Source organism: Burkholderia ubonensis (genome assembly GCF_001718695.1).
In the GTDB taxonomy this organism is placed as follows: domain Bacteria; phylum Pseudomonadota; class Gammaproteobacteria; order Burkholderiales; family Burkholderiaceae; genus Burkholderia; species Burkholderia ubonensis_B.
On record NZ_CP013421.1, the window covers coordinates 1,134,229 to 1,150,744 of the forward strand.

The window sequence follows — 16,516 nt, forward strand, 5'->3', positions numbered from 1 at the left end:
GCGCTGCGTAGGGGCACCCGTCGTCGCGTGCGTCGGAGGTCTAGGATGAATGACGTCATCCTCGATCGACGGAGCGCACATGAAAATCAGCGAGCCCATGCAGGCGCCATCCGCGCCCGCCACGCCGCCGCTGCTGCAACTCGGGCTGCGGCCTTTCTATCTGACCGGCGCAGGGTTCGCGAGCATCGCCGTCGCGGTGTGGCTCGCGGCTTGGCACGGCGTGCCGGCCGCGGGGCGCGCGGGCGCGATGACCGGCCTCATGTGGCATGTGCACGAGATGATCTTCGGCTTCGTGGCGGCGATCGTCGTGGGTTTCCTGCCGACCGCCGTGCGCGCATGGACGTCGCGCGAAACGCTGCGCGGCCCCGCGCTCGGAGCCCTGTGGCTGCTCTGGCTCGCCGGACGCGTGCTCGTCTGGTCGGGGTCGGCCGTGCCCGCGGCGATCGTCGATGCGCTGTTCCTGCCCGTGACCGCCGCCGTGCTGCTGCGCGTGCTGGTCGCCGTGAAGAACCGGCACAACGTGTTCCTGCCGGTGGCGCTGCTGCTGTTCGGTGCGCTCAACGTGCTGTTCCATGTGGCCGTGACGACCGGCCGCGCGGATCTCGCGCTGCGCGCCGCCTACGCGGCGACGGGGCTCGTCGTGTTCTTCGTCGCGGTGATCACGGGCCGCATCGTGCCGATGTTCACGATGAACGCGATCCCCGGCTTCACGATGCGCCGCTTCCGGCTCGTCGATACGCTCACGGGGCCGGCGGTCGCGCTCACGCTGTTCGCTGATGCGCTCGGCGCACCCGGCGCATTGCTGATTGCCGCCGCGCTCGCGACTGCGGTGCTGCATGCGTGGCGCATCGTCGGGTGGCGCTCGTGGCGCGTCGGCAATCGGCCGATCGTCTGGATGCTCCACGTATCGTGCCTGTGGATTCCGGCTGGATTCGCGATGCTCGCGCTGTCGGTCGCCGGCGTCGTGCCGCATTCGCTGGCGGTGCATGTGCTGACGGTCGGCGCGATCGGCGGGGCGATCATCGCGATGGTGACGCGCACCGCGCTCGGCCATACCGGGCGCAAGCTCGTCGCCGGGCCCTGGGAGCGGCTGTGCTACTGGCTGATGATCGGCGCGACGCTGCTGCGCGCGTTCGGGCCGCTCGTGCCTGGGGTGGGCTACGTCGTGTGGCTCGATGCGTCCGCTGCTTGCTGGATCGTGGCATTCGCCGCGTATGCCGTGCATTACGCGCCGATCCTGATGTCGCCGCGCGCGGATGGTCGCAGGGATTGACGGGCGTGCGACCGGACCGCGCGTATGTGTGAAGCGCCGCCGCATTCCCGGCGCAGCAGGCCGCGGCCGGCGCGATCGTGACGCACCCGCAGAATGCACGACGCCGGCCAAACCTCGCGGTTTGCCGGCGTCGTCATGCGGCGCGACCGGCTGCGTGGCCGGCCGGTCGGATGGGGATCAGAAATGCACGACGGTGCGGATCGACTTGCCTTCGTGCATCAGGTCGAACGCTTCATTGATTTCGGTGAGCGGCTTCGTGTGCGTGACGAACGGTGCGAGCTGGATCTTGCCGGCCATTGCGTCCTCGACCATGCCCGGCAGTTCGGAGCGCCCCTTGACGCCGCCGAACGCGGTGCCGAGCCAGCGGCGGCCGGTGACGAGCTGGAACGGACGCGTCGAGATTTCCTGGCCGGCGCCCGCGACGCCGATGATGACGGACTGGCCCCAGCCGCGGTGCGCGCATTCGAGCGCCGCGCGCATCACGTTGACGTTGCCGATGCACTCGAAGCTGTGGTCGACGCCCCAGCCGGTCATCTCGACGATCACCTGCTGAATGGGCTTGTCGTAATCGCTCGGGTTCACGCAGTCGGTCGCGCCGAACACGCGCGCGAGGTCGAACTTGCCGGGGTTCGTGTCGACCGCGATGATGCGGCCGGCCTTCGCGAGCTTGGCGCCCTGGATCACCGCGAGGCCGATCCCGCCGAGGCCGAACACGGCGACGGTGTCGCCTTCCTGCACCTTGGCGGTGTTCTTCACCGCGCCGAGGCCGGTCGTGACGCCGCAGCCGAGCAGGCAGACCTGCTCCGGGTTGGCGTCGGGGCTGATCTTGGCGAGCGACACTTCGGCGACGACCGTGTATTCGCTGAAGGTCGAGCAGCCCATGTAGTGATAGACCGGCTGACCGTTGTAGCTGAAGCGGGTGGTGCCGTCCGGCATCACGCCCTTGCCCTGCGTCGCGCGCACCGACACGCACAGGTTGGTCTTGCCGCTCTTGCAGAACAGGCACTCGCCGCATTCGGCGGTGTACAGCGGAATGACGTGGTCGCCCGGCTTGACGCTCGTCACGCCTTCGCCGACTTCGACCACGATGCCGGCGCCCTCATGGCCCAGCACGGCGGGGAACAGGCCTTCCGGATCGTCGCCCGACAACGTGAACGCATCGGTGTGGCATACGCCGGTGTGCGTGATCTTGACGAGCACCTCGCCCTTGCGGGGCGGCTCGACGTCGAGCTCGACGATCTGCAGCGGCTTGCCCGCCTCGAATGCAACTGCGGCACGTGATTTCATGGGAATCCTTTAAGTAATCATCGAATGAATCGGCACGTCGACGATCCCGTATCGGTCAGCGCAAATACGACCGGACGAGCGTCACGATATCGTCGATCGACCCGGAAGCGGGGCGCGTCGCGTCCGCGAGCTGGGTGAATTCCTCGCGCAAATGGCTTTCGAGCACGCCGGCCATCACGCCGTTGATCGCGCCGCGAATCGCAGCCAGTTGCTGGAGTATCGGGCCACAGTCCGCGCCGTCTTCCAGCGCTTGCTCGAGCGCGTTCAGTTGCCCGCGCACGCGGCGCACGCGGGTCAGGACGCGCTTCTTTTCTTCGGGGGAATGCGGCATGGGATCGTGGGCTCCGGATACTGGGGGGCAGTATAGAGGAATGTCGGGGGGAGGTATACGGGGGTGTTGCCGGGGGGATGACTGGGCGGCAGGGAAGGGAGGTCCGTCGCGATCGGGATGGGAGCGGCAATGGCAGCGTTACCGGCGGCTCCTGCTCGGGGGTGTGCGACCGCAGGACGTTCGGCAGTTCCGGGCTGCCGGTGTCGCGGCCGGTCGCGCGGCCACGTCGCGTTCGCCATTTTTTTGTGAAACGCGGCCAATTGATTCGGTTCCGGAGTTCGGATATGGTGACCGGCGCGATTCACGGGTCGGGAACACTATATTGAATAACCGAGCGATCGAAGGGGCCGTAGATGAGTCAATGGCGAGAATCGCTGCTGGCGAGCATGGAGCAGGCGGAAACCGCATCCGACGCATTCGATGGTCTCGCGCCGGCCGTTCGCGCGCTGGGGTTCGAATACCACGCATATGTGCTGCGGGTCACGATACCGATTACGCGGCCCGCCAGCATGGAATGGAACAATTTTCCGCAAGCATGGCGCGCCCATTACGCGCAAAAGCGGTATCAGCATGCCGATCCGGTTCTCCATTACGGACAAGCCTGCACCCGGCCAATGCCCTGGCCGGGGCCGCTGGCCGGCCATGACGCGTTCTGGCGCGACGCAGCGGACTTCGGCCTGCGCCACGGCTGGTCGCAGACGCTCCGCGATCATCGCGGCGCGATGGGCACCTTCAGCCTCGTGCGCGGCGGGCCGCCCATCTCGCCGGAAGAGTTGCGGCGCACGGAGCCGGAGATGATCTGGCTTTGCCAGTTCGTGCACGCGACGATGAGCAACCTGATCGTTTCGGACGTGATGCCGAGCGGCGCAATGCGGTTGTCGCTCCGCGAGAAGGAAGTGCTGCACTGGACGGCGGAGGGCAAGACGGCCGCCGAAGTCGCGGCGATTCTTCAATTGACCGAACGCAACGTCGGTTTCCATATCCAGAATGCGATGGACAAGCTCGACGCCACCAACAAGACTCACGCAACGGTCAAGGCGGCGATGCTCGGGCTGATTCCGGTTCGCGATTAGTCCCGGCTTGGCACCGGCAGCAAACGCAGATTCCTGCGCGACGGCAGCCGTCGGTGGACTGCCGGCGCGTCCGCGTCGGGCGGTGCGAGCATAGCAACGTGCGTGCGACGCCGTCTTGAGGCTGCTCGATGGCGGAGGTCGAATCGCACGCGGCGCTGGCGGCGGCGATCAGCGGGAGGCCCGCGCCCTGATTGGCTTGGTCCGGCACCGGTCGGTTGCCATGCCGTCGCGATGCGCCGGCAGCGACACGCGCACCGGCGTGGTTCGGCGCATGACGCGCTCACTAGCAGTTTTCCTGGAAATTTTCACGCGCCGGCGACTGTGAATTTTCACACTTGATCGGGCCGCGGCCGTCGATAAGATGAGACCTCGATCGGCATCGCAGCGTGAGAAGACCACTACGCGGAAAACGAAAACGGCAACGCCGTCGTGAGGCCGCACGGCGATGTGTGCAATGCGGTCACGCAAGAGCTCCATCGCGACCGCGACGACGAATCCATCTTGTCGTAGGAATCGCTCGGCCGTCGTCTATCCGTCGAAGACGCGCCCCGAATGCCGCACGGCCCGTCCAGCAACGGCGCATCAGGCCGGCTCGCCCCGAACACCGAGTCGATCGTCGTTCCACCAACCCAACGAACAGGTGAAAACCCATGAGTCACGATACGAAAACCCTCGCCGAGCAAGTCGTCCGCGCGTTCGAGGCGCGCGATATCGAGTCGATGTCGGCGCTGCTCGCCGACGACGTGCGCCTCGAGGACGTACCGCTCGGCGCGCATGTCGGCAGGCATGCCGTCGTCGAGAAGATCACCGACTTCTTCGGCAAGGCAAGCACCTATCGCTGGGAGCAGCAGCGCTTGATCGCACAGGGCAGCACCGCGATCGTCGAGCGCACGAGCCATATCGTGCTGGGCGGCAAGGAGATTCGGTTGCCGATGGTGGTGATTCTGGAGTTCGACGCAAACGGCAAGTTGACGCTCTTCAAGGACTATTTCGATCTGCAGACGCTGGAGCGGCAACTCGCATGACGGCGTGGCCGGCGGCCGTGCCGAGCGGCGTCGCTCGGCACGGCCCTGGTTCATCGCGACGACAGATGCACATGTTCCAGTGAGCGATCAGCGCAGCCATAACGAGGCAATTCAATGAAGAAATGGATCGTTCTATTTTCGATCGGCATCTGCCTGCTGCTCGCCAATCTCGACATGACGATCGTGAATCTGGCCTTGCCGGCGTTCTCGACCGAGTTCGGTGCGTCGATGCAGCAGATTCAGCTCATCATCGTCAGCTATCTGACCGCGGCTGCGGCGTTCTTCTGCCTGTTCGGCAAGATGGCCGACAGCGTGGGCCGAAAGCGCGTGTTCATGTTCGGCGCGGTGCTGTTCATGGTGTCGTCGCTGTATATAGGCGCGTGGTCGAGCACGGTCACGGAGATCATCGTCGCGCGGTTCGTCCAGGGCGCGGGTTTCGCCGCCACGCTGGGTCTTGCGCTCGTGCTCATCGCGAATGCGTTTCCGCCGGACCAGAAGGGCTTCGCGACTGGCGTCGCGGTCACCATCACCGGGGTCGGCATGGCGCTCGGACCGCCGACCGGTGGCTTCATCCTGCAATATCTCGGGTGGCGCTGGATCTTCCTGCTGAACGTCCCGCTCGGCTTGCTTTCGATCGTACTGACCTGGATTTTCGTGTCCGACGACGCAGCCGGAGCGCGTCGCCCGCTGGCGCTCGACGTCGCGGGCGTGCCGTTCTACCTGTTCGCCCTCGGTTGCCTGATCTATGTGTCGAACATGCTGAGCACGGCCGCGACCGCCACACTCGCCGCGATCGCCGTGGCCGGGCTGCTGTCGGCGGCGATATTCATGCGACGCAGCCTGCGCAAGCCGGCTCCGCTGATCAACGTGACGTTGTTGACGAGCCGCGGCTATCTCACGGTCATCCTGATCCGGATGATCTTCAATTACACGATGGCCAGCTTTCTGTTCGTGCTGCCGCTGTTCATGCAGAACGTACTCGACTACTCGAAGCTGAAATCCGGCATGTGGTTGCTGTGCATGACGATCGCGGTCGCGTTCATCGCGCCGCTGGCCGGCAAAGTGATCGATCGCGTTGGCTTCCGCATTCCTACGCTCGTATCGATGTCGCTGCTGTTCGTCAGTTGCGCGGCGTTCTGCGTGCTCGGGCCCGCTACGTCGAGTGCGATCTTCGTCGTTGGGTTGTTCTGCTTCGGTGTGTCCAACGGCATGCTGACGACCGCGACCATCAACGGCGTCACCACCCAGGTGCCTGCGAAAGATGCCGGTACGGCGATCGGCTTGTTCTTTACGCTCGTGATGGTGGGCTCGATGTTCGGCGTGAGCGTCGCGGGGCTCGTGCTGGATCGCGTGAGCCACGCGGAGGTGGTCGCCCGTCTCGCGCATGCGGCACTGCCGCTCGCCGAACCGGCACGCGCTGCACTGTTCATGGCCGCGAACGGCAGCCGCAATATTGCCGAATCTGGATTGCAGAACGATGCGCCGACGTTCGCGGCCGCGACGCAGATTGCGCATGCTGCCTACTACTCGGCGCTCGGCAAGCTGATGACCGGGAACGCGCTACTGACCCTGGTCGGTGTCGGGCTCAGCATCATGCTGTTGAAAAAGCAACCATCCAGATCGATGTCCGGAGCGACGCATGCGATCGAGATTCCCGAGCGCTGAGTGGAGCCGTCGCAGCGCTGACAGCGGCGGGGGATACGTGTGTCAGCTCAGCTATATCCCAACGGCTCGCCACCTGCGCCCCACATCACGCATCGCGGCCGCGCAGACGATCCGCGCACGAACCGAAGCCGAATTCGACCGCAACTCACCCCGAGCACCGCGGCACGACGCTATCACGCGCGCCGCCGGCGAACCGCGGCATGCACGCGCCCACTACCCCCGCACCCCCACCCGATACCGCGTCGTCTGCCGATAAACCTGCCCCGGCCGCAGAATCGTCTCTTCGCGCAACCCATCCATATTGACCTGATCCGGAAAGTACCCGGCCTCGACGCACAGCGCCGCATGCGGCGCGCACACCACACCGCCGCTCACGCGCACGCCGTCCAGATAGTTGCCCGTATAGAGCTGCAGGCCGCGCTGATCGGTCGATACGACGAGTTCGCGGCCGCTTTCCGGATCGTAGATCGACGCAACCGTGCGCACGCCGCCCCCCGGTTCGCGCAGCACGAAGCAGTGATCGAAGCCGCGCGCCCGCGTGAGTTGCGCATGCGGCCAGTCGAGGCGCGCGCCGAGCGGCGCGCTCTGCCGGAAATCGAAAGCCGTGCCGGTCACGTCCGCGGCGCCGGTCGGGATCAGCGCGTCGTCGACTTCGAGGAACGCGTCGGCGTCGATGCTCAGCACATGACCGCGCACGTCGCTGCCCGCGCGGCCGCTGAGGTTGAAGTAGCTGTGATTCGTGAGGTTGAGCGGCGACGGCGCATCGGCGACGCCGGTGTAGTCGATCGTCAGCGTGCCGTCGTCGTCGAGCGCGTAGCGGACCTGCACGCTCACGTTGCCCGGAAAGCCGGCGTCGCCTTCGGGCGAATCGAGCCGCAGCGTCAGCCCGCCGCGGTCGTCGACGACTTCCCAGCGCTGGCGGTGAAAGCCGCTCGCGCCGCCGTGCAGCAGATTGCCGTTCTCGTTGCGGTCGAGCAGGTAGTCGACGCCGTCGAGCGTGAAGCGCGCGCCGGCGATCCGGTTCGCCCAGCGGCCGATCGTCGCGCCGAGGTAGGCGCCCGATTCGACATACTCGGCGGGCGTGTCGTGCGCGAGCACGATATCGGCGAAGCGTCCGGTGCGGTCGGGCGCGAGCCACGACACGACGGTCGCGCCGAGGTCGCTGACGACGACGCGCATCCCGTGCGCGTTGCGCAGCGTGTAGCGCCGCGCCGGGTCGCCGTCGGGCAGCGTGCCCCACGGCTCGGAACTGACGCGTGCGACGCCGGGTGCCGGGCGGGAAGAATCGGTATCGATATGCATGAGCGGATTCGAGGTGAACGGCGGACTTCAATGCGCGGCGGGCGCGCGTTCCTGGTATTCGCGCGGCGTGCAGCCCAGCTCGCGCCGGAACACCGCATACATGTATTGCAGCGACGTAAACCCGCAGCGGATCGCGACCTCGGCGCTCGACGCCTGCCTGCCCGCGAGCAGCGCCTGCGCCGCTTCGAGCTTGTGGCGCAGGATCTCCTGGTGCACGGTGCGCTGCAGCTCGCGCCGGAAGTGCTCTTCGAGCAGCGAGCGCGACACGCCGACGTAGTCGGCGACCTGCTCGGTCTTGATGCCCTGGCACGCGTACTGGCGAATGAAGTGGCGCGCGCGCATCACGTGCGGGCTCGCGAGCGGCTGGTGGCGGGTCGATTCGAGCACGTTGATGCCGACCGGCGGCACGAGAATCCGCCGGTCGGGAAACCGCGCACCGCGCAGCATCCGGTGCAGCAGGTGCGCGGCGGTACGCCCCATTTCCTCGGTGCCCTGGATGACGGAAGACAGCGGAATGCGCGTCAGCGTGCGCGTGAGCGGGTCGTTGTCGATGCCGATGATCGCGACCTGCTCCGGCACCGCGAGGCCGGCGATCAGGCACGCCTGCAGCAGATGCCGCGCGCGCGCGTCGGTCACCGCGATCACGCCGACGGGCTTCGGCAGCGCATGCAGCCAGCCGGTCAGCTGCTCGATCGCATGGTTCCACCCCGATGCGCTCGTCGACAGCCCGCGGTAGATCGGCGCGTCGAGCCCGTCCGCGCGCGCGAGCCGGTCGAACGCGAGCTCGCGCTGCTGCGCCCAGCGGTTCTGCTGCGCGACGGGCAGGCTGTACATCGCGAAGTGCGCCAGCCCGGCGCCGATCAGGTGCGTGTACGCGAGCGACACGAGCTTCGCGTTGTCGGTCGCGATATACGGCACGCCGTCCGGATACTGCGCCGGATCCTCGTACGACGAGCCGAGCGCGACGATCGGCAGCGGCGAGCCGGCGAGCGCATCGGCGACGGCCGGATCGTCGAAGTCGGCGATGATGCCGTCGCCGTCGAAGTGCTCGATGCCGGCGAGCCGGCAGCGGAAATCGTCTTCGAGGAACAGGTCCCATACCACGCGCGTCGAGCGCAGGTACTGGCCGATGCCGCTGATGATCTCGCGGTCGTAGACCTTGTTGGCGTTGAACAGCAGCGCGATGCGATGCGGCGTCTGGGCGGAAGGGGCGCGGGTCATCTCGGTCTCGGGGCGCGCGCCGTCCGGGCGTCGCGCCGTTGTCTCCGGGGCGCGCGGGCAGGGCCGCGCGGTGCTCGTCTCTGTTGTCGGCGATTGTAGGACGGAACGCGTGCCGTGCGCAGCGTGCTGGCAAGAAACGTTAAGCGTGCTGCGCAATTTCGCAATTGCGGGCGCGGTTGGGGGCGGGCACGATCCAGCCAGATCGAATCCGGCGCGCGCCATCGCGATATGCGCGCCGCACCGCAACAAGAAACCGGACGGAGACGCCATGTCGTATTTCGAACAGATTCCCGCGATTCGCTACGAAGGTCCGCAATCGGACAACCCGCTGGCCTACCGGTATTACGACCGCACGAAGCGGGTGCTCGGCAAGACGCTCGAGGAGCACCTGCGGATCGCCGTGTGCTACTGGCACACGTTCGTGTGGCCGGGCCACGACATCTTCGGCCAGGGCGCGTTCCGGCGGCCGTGGCAGCAGCCGGGCGACCCGCTCGAGCGCGCGCGGCAGAAGGCGGATGCGGCGTTCGAGTTCTTCACGAAGCTCGGCACGCCGTTCTATACGTTCCACGACACCGACGTCGCGCCGGAGGGCGACAGCCTGCGCGAGTACGTCGAGAACTTCGCGCGGATGAGCGACTACCTCGGCGAGCGTCAGCAAGCGACGGGCGTGCGGCTGCTGTGGGGCACCGCGAACCTGTTCTCGCATCCGCGCTTCGCGGCGGGCGCGGCAACCAACCCGAACCCCGAGGTGTTCGCGTGGGCGGCCACCCAGGTGCGCCACGCGCTCGACGCGACGCATCGGCTCGGCGGCGAGAACTACGTGCTGTGGGGTGGCCGCGAAGGGTACGAGACGCTGCTCAATACCGATCTCGTGCGCGAGCGCGAGCAGTTCGCCCGCTTCCTGTCGATGGTGGTCGAGCACAAGCACCGGATCGGCTTCAACGGCGCGCTGCTGATCGAGCCCAAGCCGCAGGAGCCGACCAAGCACCAGTACGACTACGACGTCGCGACCGTGCACGGCTTCCTCACACAATACGGATTGCAGAACGAGATTCGCGTGAACATCGAGGCGAACCACGCGACGCTCGCCGGCCATTCGTTTCATCACGAGATCGCGAACGCGTTCGCGCTCGGCGTATTCGGCAGCGTCGATGCGAATCGCGGCGATCCGCAGAACGGCTGGGACACCGACCAGTTCCCGAACAGTGTCGAGGAACTGACGCTCGCGTTCTACGAGATCCTGCGCCACGGCGGCTTTACCACCGGCGGCATGAACTTCGACGCGAAGGTGCGCCGCCAGAGCGTCGATCCGGAAGACCTGTTCCACGGCCACGTCGGCGCGATCGACGTGCTCGCACTCGCGCTCGAACGCGCGGCGGTGCTGGTCGAGAACGACCGGCTCGACGCGCTGCGCCGCCAGCGCTATGCGCAGTGGGACAGCGCATTCGGCCGCGAGATCCTGTCGGGCGGCTATACGCTGGAGTCGCTCGCCGCCGACGCGCTCGCGCGCGGCGTGAACCCGCGGCATGCGAGCGGTGCGCAGGAGCGGCTCGAGAACATCGTGAACCAGGCGATCTACGGGCTGCGCTGACGCCATGTACATCGGACTCGATCTTGGCACGTCGGGCGTGAAGGCCGTGCTGCTCGACCGCGACGGCGCGGTGCGCGCGAGCGCGAGCCGGCCGCTGACCGTGAGCCGGCCGCGGCCGCGCTGGTCCGAACAGGCGCCGCGCGACTGGTGGGACGCGGCGTGCGGCGCGCTTGAGGCGCTCGTCGCCGATACGCGCGCGGCCGGCATCGATCCGCGTGAGATCGGCGCGCTCGGCCTGACCGGGCAAATGCACGGCGCGACGCTGCTCGATGCGCACGGCGACGTGCTGCGCCCCGCGATCCTGTGGAACGACGGCCGCGCGGATGCCGAGTGCGCGGAACTGGAGCGGCTGGCGCCCGCGCTGCGCGCCGTCGCCGGCAATCTCGCGATGCCGGGCTTCACCGCGCCGAAGCTGCTGTGGGTGCGCCGGCACGAGCCGGACGTCTTCGCGCGGATCGCGCATGTGCTGCTGCCGAAGGACTATCTGCGCTACCGGCTGACCGGCGCGTTCGCGACCGATCCGTCGGATGCGGCGGGCACGCTGTGGCTCGACGTCGCGAAGCGCGATTACGACGACGCACTGCTCGCCGAGTGCGGGCTGTCGCGCGCGCAGATGCCCGCGGTGTTCGAGGGCAACCGCATCACCGGCACGCTGCTGCCGGCGGTCGCGCTCGCACTCGGGCTACGCGAGATCCCGGTCGTCGCGGGCGGCGGCGACAACGCGGCCGGTGCGGTCGGCGTCGGCATCGTGCGGCCCGGCGACGCGCTGCTGTCGCTCGGCACGTCGGGCGTCTATTTCGCGGTGTCGGACGGTTTCCGCGCGAATCCCGAATCGGCGGTCCACAGCTTCTGTCACGCATTGCCGCACACCTGGCATCTGATGTCGGTGATGCTGAACGCGGCCGGCTGCATCGACTTCACCGCGCAACTGGCCGGCTACGACGGCGTCGCCGCGCTGCTCGCCGACGCCGAGGCGAACGCGCATGCGGACCGCCCGTGGTTCCTGCCTTACCTGAGCGGCGAGCGCACGCCGCACAACGACGTGAACGCGAAGGGCGTGTTCTACGGGCTGACGCCCGACACGCGGCGCGCGGATCTCGCGAACGCGACGCTCGAAGGCGTCGGCTTCGCGCTGCTCGACGGGATCGACGCGCTGCACGCGGCCGGGCTCGCGCCGGGCAGCATCACGGTGATCGGCGGCGGCTCGCGCAGCGCGTACTGGACGCAGATGCTCGCCGACCTGAGCGGCCGCGCGCTGACGCTGCGCGCGGGCGGCGAAGTCGGCCCGGCCCTCGGCGCCGCGCGGCTCGCGCATCTCGCGCTCGAACCGGATGCGCCGCTCGACGCCGTGTGCCCGCAGCCGCCCGTCGTGGCCGTGCGCGAGCCCGACATGGCGCGCCACGCGTGGTATCGCGACGCGCGGCGCCCGACGTTTCGCGCGCTGTATCGCGCACTCGAACCGGTGTTCGCGGCCGGCGCGTGAACAGCCCGGCATCCGTAGCAGCAGTCCAATAAAGAGGAGTGGAGACACATGAAATCCGTGACGCGTCGTACCGTATTGAGTGCGCTGGCGGCCCTCGCGCTGTGCGCGCCGCTCGCGCATGCGAGCAAGGACAAGCCGGAAATCGGCTTCTGCATCGACGACCTGCGCGTCGAGCGCTGGTCGCGCGATCGCGACTATTTCATGGCCGCCGCGACGAAGCTCGGCGCGAAGGTATCCGTGCAGTCGGCGGACGCGAGCGAAGCGCGGCAGATCTCGCAGATCGAGAACCTGATCTCGCGCGGCGTCGACGTGATCGTGATCGTGCCGTTCAATTCGAAGACGCTCGGCAACGTCGTCGCCGAAGCGCGCAAGGCCGGCATCAAGGTGGTGTCGTACGACCGGCTGATCCTCGACGCCGACGTCGATGCGTACATCTCGTTCGACAACGAGAAGGTCGGCGAGCTGCAGGCGCAGGGGGTCGTCGACGCGAAGCCGAAGGGCAACTATTTCCTGCTCGGCGGCGCGCCGACCGACAACAACGCGAAGATGCTGCGCGAAGGCCAGCTGAAGGTGCTGAAGCCTGCGGTCGATCGCGGCGACATCAAGATCGTCGGCCAGCAGTGGGTGCCCGAGTGGAGCGCGTCGACCGCGCTGCGGATCGTCGAAGATGCGCTGACCGCGAACAACAACCGGATCGACGCGATCGTCGCGTCGAACGACGGCACCGCGGGCGGCGCGATCCAGGCGCTCGCCGCGCAGCACCTGGCCGGCAAGGTGCCGGTGTCCGGGCAGGACGCGGACCTCGCGGCCGTCAAGCGCGTGATCGCCGGCACGCAGACGATGACCGTCTACAAGCCGCTCAAGCTGATCGCGAGCGAAGCGGCGAAGCTCGCGGTGGATCTCGCGAAGGGCGCGAAGCCCGCGTTCAACGCGCAATACGACAACGGCAGGAAGAAGGTCGACACGGTGCTGCTGCAGCCGACGCTGCTGACCAAGCGCAACGTCGACGTCGTCGTGAAGGACGGCTTCTATACCCAGGCGCAGCTGGCGAGCCAGTAACGGCGCGGCGCGCGGGCGGCCCACCGGTGCGTCCGCGCGCATACTGCGAGGCATGAGCGAATGACCGAACCCTTGCTGACGATGCGCGGCATCGTCAAGGACTTCGACGGCGTGAAGGCGCTCGACGGCATCGACCTGACCGTGCGGCCCGGCGAGTGCGTGGGGCTGTGCGGCGAGAACGGCGCGGGCAAATCGACGCTGATGAAGGTGCTGTCGGGCGTCTATCCGCACGGCACGTGGGACGGCGAGATCCGCTGGGAAGGCGCGCCGCTCGTGGCATCCGGCGTGCGCGACACCGAGCGCGCGGGCATCGTGATCATCCACCAGGAATTGATGCTCGTGCCGGAACTGTCGGTGGCCGAGAACATCTTCCTCGGCAACGAGATCACGCTGCCGGGCGGGCGCATGCATTACGCGGCGATGGTCCAGCGTGCCGAGGAACTGCTGCGCGAGTTGCGGATCGATGCGATCAACGTCGCGCAGCCGGCGATGAACTACGGCGGCGGCCACCAGCAGCTGATCGAGATCGCGAAGGCGCTGAACAAGCGCGCGAAGCTGCTGATCCTCGACGAGCCGTCGTCGTCGCTGAGCGCGGCAGAGACGAAGATCCTGCTCGACATCGTGCGCGACCTGAAGCGCCGCGGCGTCGCGTGCGTGTACATCTCGCACAAGCTCGACGAGGTCGAGGCCGTCTGCGACACGGTGACCGTGATCCGCGACGGCCGCCACGTCGCGACGGAGCCGATGCGTGCGCTGACGACCGACCGGATCATCGCGATGATGGTCGGCCGCGAGATCCGCGACCTGTATCCGCGCGAGCCGCACGAGATCGGCGACGTCGTGCTGGAAGCCCGCCACGTGACCTGTCGCGACGTGACGAACCCGCGCCGCAAGCGGGTCGACGACGTGTCGTTCAGCGTGCGGCGCGGCGAGATCCTCGGCGTCGCCGGGCTCGTCGGCGCGGGCCGCACCGAGCTGATGCAGGCGATCTTCGGCGCGTATCCGGGCGCGTGCACGGCAACCGTGCTGATGAACGGCCGGCCGCTGTCGATCCGCTCGCCCGCCGACGCGATTCGCGCCGGCATCGCGATGGTGCCCGAGGACCGCAAGCGCCACGGCATCGTGCCGCAGCTCGGCGTCGGCCACAACATCACGCTGGCGGTGTTGCGGCGCTTCGCGGCGCGCGGGCGGATCGACGCGGCCGCCGAGCTGGACGCGATCCGTACCGAGATGCAGCGGCTGTCGGTGCGCGCCGCGCATCCGTTCCTGCCGATCGCGAGCCTGTCCGGCGGCAACCAGCAGAAGGCCGTGCTCGCCAGGATGCTGCTGGCCGAGCCGCAGGTGCTGATTCTCGACGAGCCGACGCGCGGCGTCGACGTGGGCGCGAAGGCGGAGATCTACCGCCTCGTGTTCGCGCTCGCGAAGCGCGGCGTCGCGGTGATCGTCGTGTCGTCGGAACTGCCCGAGGTGCTCGGGCTGGCCGATCGCGTGCTGGTGATCGGCGAAGGCGAGCTGCGCGGCGATTTCGCCAACGACGGCCTCACGCAGGAACAGATTCTCGGCGCCGCGCTGCAAGCCGGCCGGCGGCCGACCGAACCCACCGCAGCGAGTGCGACATGAATTCCGAACTTTCTTCCTCTACGCCGGTGACGCCGGACGCAGAAGCACACCGCCCAACCGGTCGTCAGCTTCGCCAGGTCTTCGTGCGCTACAAGATCCTCGCGCTGCTGTTCGCGGTCGCGGCGATCTGGGTGTTCTTCTCGGTGCTGACCGACGGCGCGTTCGTCACGCCGCGCAACGTGTCGAATCTGCTGCGGCAGATGTCGATCACCGGCATGCTCGCGTGCGGGATGGTGTTCGTGATCATCGCGGGCGAGATCGACCTGTCGGTCGGCTCGCTGCTCGGGCTGCTCGGCGGCGTCGCGGCGATCCTCGACGTGAACCGCCACTGGCCGGTCGCCGCGACGGTGCCGGCCGTGCTCGCGCTCGGCGTGCTGGTCGGGCTCTTCAACGGCTGGTGGTCGACCTACCGGCGCGTGCCGTCGTTCATCGTCGGGCTGGGCGGGATGCTCGCGTTTCGCGGGATCCTGCTCGGCGTGACGGGCGGCTCGACGATCGCGCCCGTGTCGGACGGCTTCGTGTTCCTTGGGCAGGGCTACCTGCCGCGCGCGGCGGGGGACGGCCTCGCACTGCTGCTGTTCGCGCTCGTCGTGCTGCTGGTCGTGCGGCAGCGCGGCACGCGGCGCCGCTACCGGCTCGCGGTCGCGCCGTCGTGGCAGGACGTCGTGAAGGTCGCGGGCGCGGGCGCGGTGCTGTTCGCGTTCGTCGCGACGCTCGACCGCTACGGCGGCATTCCGGTGCCGGTGCTGCTGCTGCTCGCGCTGCTCGGCATTTTCTCGTGGATCGCGACGCAGACCGTGTTCGGCCGGCGCATCTACGCGGTCGGCTCGAATCTCGAGGCGACGCGGCTGTCGGGCGTCGATACCGATCGCGTGAAGCTCGCGATCTTCGCGCTGATGGGGCTGATGTGCGCGTTCGCCGGCATCGTGAACACCGCGCGGCTCGCGGCCGGCTCGCCGTCCGCGGGCGCGATGGGCGAACTGGATGCGATCGCCGCGTGCTTCATCGGCGGCACGTCGATGCGCGGCGGCTCGGGCACCGTGTATGGCGCGCTGATCGGCGCGCTCGTGATGGCGAGCCTCGACAACGGCATGTCGATGCTCGACGTCGACGCGTACTGGCAGATGATCGTCAAGGGCGCGGTGCTGGTGCTGGCGGTGTGGATCGACGTGGTGTCGCGGTCGAACCGGCGGTGAGGCGGCGCTCGGCTTGGGCGATCCGCGCGACCGCCGCGTCATCGCGGATGCGCTGCGCGCGCTGCTGCGGGAGCGCTCCGAAGCGCTCGCGTTCGCGATGCGCATGGCGGACGAGCGCGACCGGCCGGGGCCCGACGCGAGCGATTTCGCGCTGACCGACATCATTCGGCTGGCGCGTGTCGTCGAGCGGGCGGAGCGATAGGGCGACGCCGTGGGCGAGGTCGTCCCTATCGGTGCGCGCTGACGCGCGCCGTATCGTTCGGTCCCCGGCGGCAGCCGTTGCGGGCGGGTGCGATGCCATATGCGATCCGGCAGGTGGCCGGTGCGAGCGCCGCTGCCGGCGTCACCTGCTTTACGCTATCCTGTCGCCCCCAACCGCCCGCCCGATCC

Annotated in this window: 14 protein-coding genes; 10 read left to right on the plus strand and 4 right to left on the minus strand. The window is 68.2% G+C overall.

What is annotated here, in order from left to right:
- Positions 1-79: 79 nt before the first annotated feature.
- Positions 80-1,273: an NnrS family protein gene (locus tag WJ35_RS19680; RefSeq protein WP_069239756.1), complete on the plus strand. Its 1,194-nt coding sequence runs from the start codon at positions 80-82 to the stop codon at positions 1,271-1,273.
- Positions 1,274-1,450: 177 nt separating this feature from the next.
- Here the strand turns inward: WJ35_RS19680 and WJ35_RS19685 are convergent, their stop codons facing one another.
- Positions 1,451-2,560: an S-(hydroxymethyl)glutathione dehydrogenase/class III alcohol dehydrogenase gene (locus WJ35_RS19685; RefSeq protein WP_034193640.1), complete on the minus strand. Its 1,110-nt coding sequence runs from the start codon at positions 2,558-2,560 to the stop codon at positions 1,451-1,453.
- A gap of 55 nt (positions 2,561-2,615) precedes the next feature.
- Positions 2,616-2,891 (minus strand): formaldehyde-responsive transcriptional repressor FrmR, encoded by a 276-nt coding sequence (frmR, locus tag WJ35_RS19690; RefSeq protein WP_011880512.1) that lies wholly within the window; start codon positions 2,889-2,891, stop codon positions 2,616-2,618.
- 386 nt (positions 2,892-3,277) lie between these two features.
- Between frmR and WJ35_RS19695 the strand changes: the two genes are divergently transcribed.
- From WJ35_RS19695 to WJ35_RS19705, 3 genes are all read left to right on the plus strand, one after another.
- Entirely contained in the window at positions 3,278-3,964 is a 687-nt protein-coding gene (locus WJ35_RS19695) for an autoinducer binding domain-containing protein (RefSeq protein ID WP_105856523.1), read from the plus strand.
- 650 nt (positions 3,965-4,614) lie between these two features.
- Positions 4,615-4,989, plus strand: coding sequence for a nuclear transport factor 2 family protein (locus WJ35_RS19700; protein WP_011880510.1), 375 nt, complete (start codon positions 4,615-4,617; stop codon positions 4,987-4,989).
- 114 nt (positions 4,990-5,103) lie between these two features.
- A complete protein-coding gene (locus WJ35_RS19705) occupies positions 5,104-6,654 on the plus strand; it encodes an MFS transporter (protein ID WP_069239757.1) in 1,551 nt (516 codons plus the stop codon).
- A gap of 213 nt (positions 6,655-6,867) precedes the next feature.
- Here the strand turns inward: WJ35_RS19705 and WJ35_RS19710 are convergent, their stop codons facing one another.
- Both WJ35_RS19710 and WJ35_RS19715 read right to left on the minus strand, forming a co-directional pair.
- On the minus strand, positions 6,868-7,956 hold the full coding sequence (locus WJ35_RS19710; protein WP_069239758.1) for an aldose epimerase family protein: 1,089 nt from the start codon (positions 7,954-7,956) through the stop codon (positions 6,868-6,870).
- A gap of 27 nt (positions 7,957-7,983) precedes the next feature.
- A complete protein-coding gene (locus tag WJ35_RS19715) occupies positions 7,984-9,177 on the minus strand; it encodes a XylR family transcriptional regulator (protein WP_060232535.1) in 1,194 nt (397 codons plus the stop codon).
- A gap of 268 nt (positions 9,178-9,445) precedes the next feature.
- On the opposite strand from WJ35_RS19715, the gene xylA reads away from it, so the two are divergent.
- The 6 genes from xylA to WJ35_RS19745 are packed head-to-tail and all read left to right on the plus strand — an operon-like array spanning position 9,446 to position 16,328.
- Positions 9,446-10,768, plus strand: coding sequence for a xylose isomerase (xylA, locus tag WJ35_RS19720; RefSeq protein WP_060232532.1), 1,323 nt, complete (start codon positions 9,446-9,448; stop codon positions 10,766-10,768).
- A gap of 4 nt (positions 10,769-10,772) precedes the next feature.
- Positions 10,773-12,251: a xylulokinase gene (gene xylB, locus WJ35_RS19725; RefSeq protein WP_060232529.1), complete on the plus strand. Its 1,479-nt coding sequence runs from the start codon at positions 10,773-10,775 to the stop codon at positions 12,249-12,251.
- A 48-nt stretch (positions 12,252-12,299) separates the two neighbouring features.
- Entirely contained in the window at positions 12,300-13,310 is a 1,011-nt protein-coding gene (xylF, locus tag WJ35_RS19730) for a D-xylose ABC transporter substrate-binding protein (protein ID WP_060232526.1), read from the plus strand.
- 60 nt (positions 13,311-13,370) lie between these two features.
- The gene (gene xylG, locus WJ35_RS19735) at positions 13,371-14,930 is read left to right on the plus strand and encodes a D-xylose ABC transporter ATP-binding protein (RefSeq protein ID WP_060232523.1); all 1,560 of its coding nucleotides are present in this window, start codon (positions 13,371-13,373) and stop codon (positions 14,928-14,930) included.
- On the plus strand, positions 14,927-16,126 hold the full coding sequence (locus WJ35_RS19740) for a sugar ABC transporter permease (RefSeq protein WP_060232522.1): 1,200 nt from the start codon (positions 14,927-14,929) through the stop codon (positions 16,124-16,126). Before xylG ends, WJ35_RS19740 begins: the two co-directional genes overlap by 4 nt.
- 13 nt (positions 16,127-16,139) lie before the next feature.
- On the plus strand, positions 16,140-16,328 hold the full coding sequence (locus tag WJ35_RS19745; protein ID WP_230459697.1) for a hypothetical protein: 189 nt from the start codon (positions 16,140-16,142) through the stop codon (positions 16,326-16,328).
- The last annotated feature ends 188 nt before the right edge of the window (positions 16,329-16,516 follow it).